Consider the following 2,113-nt stretch of genomic DNA (forward strand, 5'->3'; position numbering starts at 1 on the left):
CCCGGGCGCAGTGCACGCAAGGTGTAGGAGGACTGCTGCAGGGGGGCAAAGCCTTGTTCCAGTTCGAAGCCCGAATCGGCATAGCGGCACACCGGGGCATCACCCAGGCGCGGCACGATGGCGTAGCGGACCGGCAGGATGGGCACGCGCGCGCTGCAGGCGGGGATGGAGGTGGCGCGGCTGATCATCGTTGCTTCCTTTTACCTGAAGTTGGCGGAGCTTCCTCAAAGGCTTCAGGCGGGGGCGGTGCGGCACGGACATTGAAGACGCGGCAGATGATGTACCAGCCGATAGCGACGGACAGGTTGTAAGGGAACAGCACGGCCCAGAAAGGCAATTGCCAGTTTTTTTTGCCCTGCATTTCTCCGGGCTCGCCAGTGCGCCAAGGAGCGTAATGCTGAAAAGCTTGTGCCGGGGTGAGGCAGATTTCATGCAAAGGTTTGTACCACCAGTTGGGCTCGCCGGGCGGGGGGAGTTTGTCCGGACCGTGGTCCATGAAATGGCGCAGGTACTCCCAGACTTCGGCGACATGTTTGATGTCCCCTTCGGTGGGTTCGTTACTGTCGATCCAGAGGCAGTCTTTTTGGTGCAAAGTGCCGTCTTCGCGGCGTGGGGCGAAAGCGAGTGCGTAGCTGGTACTAAAAGAGGATCCACCGAATTCGGTGCGTTTGAGAAGGCCGCCAACAGTTCTATTCCAATCAAATACTATAAGTTGCTTAAATCGCCTGTAATATATTTTTTTCGTGCTGCGATTCAGGAGGATGTTGGATAGTTTTTTTATCAATAACACCCGGTAAACTAGGAAAGGCATGAATATAAAAGGGGTGCATAATTGAATTGTGAAAAAGGTAAGGGCGCCATCGAGTTTGCTGTTTAAATCGCTGGCCTGAATGCCTGGGTAGAAAAAAATAGCAGTGCACAGCATCATGGCTGTGTAGAGCTTCCCCATGAGCACTGAGTCGGTTACCCAGGGATTACGTAAGGATAAATTTTTTTCGGATGCGCTTAGGAGTTGCCCGGCTATGTTCGGTTTTATAGGGGTGGTGAGTTTGGGTTCAAATGTCCAGATTACTGACATAAGCTAATCCTCAAGGTTGAAGCGTGCAGATGTTTCCGTGCTTGTATTTAAGCCGTTATTTGGGCGGTAGCTAATTTGGAAGATGGCGTCGTTTGCATATCTTGCGTCAAATTTCACTTGAATGATCAAGCCTGGACCAGTGAGGTAGCACTGAGGGGAATTAGCAATAGTGGTTGTCTCTCCCCTGGCGCTGGTTTTGCTTAAGTTTCCAGTCCATTCGCTGAGCCCGACAGTAAACTCTCTGAGTAGAATGATGAACTGTGCTGTGTTAAAGGGTTCAGAGGTTTTTTTGTGGATGCTACAGCTCAGATCAGGCTGTGGCCGAAAGTGGTTATCTTTAGAATGCTCTTCCAGTTCGAGTGAAAAATTTTTTTGTGCTTTCTTCGCTGTAATCATAACTGGAGAAAAGTACTTGATGTGCCAGGTCTGTATTTCTTCATTGATGTGCGCGAAGGGTGGTAGCCTTTTTTCAGAATCTAAAGTTATGTTTTTCCGATGTTCTCCATCGTTTAGGCGTGTTCCGAATATGCTTCTGGCTGCCCACAGTTCTAACGGCGTGTGAATTCGCTCGCTTGCCTTTGAGTGCAAGTACAGCCCGCCAACTATTACGGCCGCACCGAGCAACACAATACCTGTTGCAGCTAGCGCCGCGAATGAGATAAATGAGGCAGCCCCTACGATTGCAAGGCCTCCCTCCAGCGCGACTGCTGATCCTATGGCGATACTCGCTCCTCCGGCAAACGTATAAGTTCCAGCGATTAGATCTCCTTGTTCTTTTTGGTTAAAAGCTTTTGAACCGTCTGAAAGAAGACCAAGAAATATTGCGGGGTAACCCGAGCCTCGTGCGAAAAGCTTGCTACCTAGAAGTTTTAATAAGCCATTTCCGAAAGCCATTCCAAGGCCCGTATAGCCCAGTCTCAACATCAAAGCTTTTTGCGTGGCTCGCACACTCACCAATGTCGCACCCGTTGCACCAATCACACCAAAAATCGACGCAGCGAACCCCGTTGTATATTCCGGCACATCGCTCTTCTG

2 protein-coding genes and 1 pseudogene are annotated in these 2,113 nt (G+C 50.6%); all 3 read right to left on the minus strand.

What is annotated here, in order from left to right:
* Nucleotides 1-188, minus strand: a 188-nt coding sequence (locus ACIPIJ_RS27845; protein ID WP_401083221.1) for a toxin VasX, incomplete at its 3' end; no start/stop codon positions are given.
* The gene (locus ACIPIJ_RS27850; RefSeq protein WP_401083224.1) at nucleotides 185-1,078 is read right to left on the minus strand and encodes a DUF6708 domain-containing protein; all 894 of its coding nucleotides are present in this window, start codon (nucleotides 1,076-1,078) and stop codon (nucleotides 185-187) included. The genes ACIPIJ_RS27845 and ACIPIJ_RS27850, both read right to left, overlap by 4 nt.
* A gap of 3 nt (nucleotides 1,079-1,081) precedes the next feature.
* Nucleotides 1,082-2,113 (minus strand): annotated as a pseudogene (locus tag ACIPIJ_RS27855) (hypothetical protein); the annotation flags it as partial.

This window comes from Pseudomonas sp. NPDC087185 (assembly GCF_044744955.1).
Lineage (GTDB): Bacteria > Pseudomonadota > Gammaproteobacteria > Pseudomonadales > Pseudomonadaceae > Aquipseudomonas.

Bases quoted from the DNA above. Each gene is read 5' to 3' on its own strand.
- ACIPIJ_RS27850 (WP_401083224.1), bottom strand. From the start codon at position 1,078: ATGTCAGTAATCTGGACATTTGAACCCAAACTCACCACCCCTATAAAA.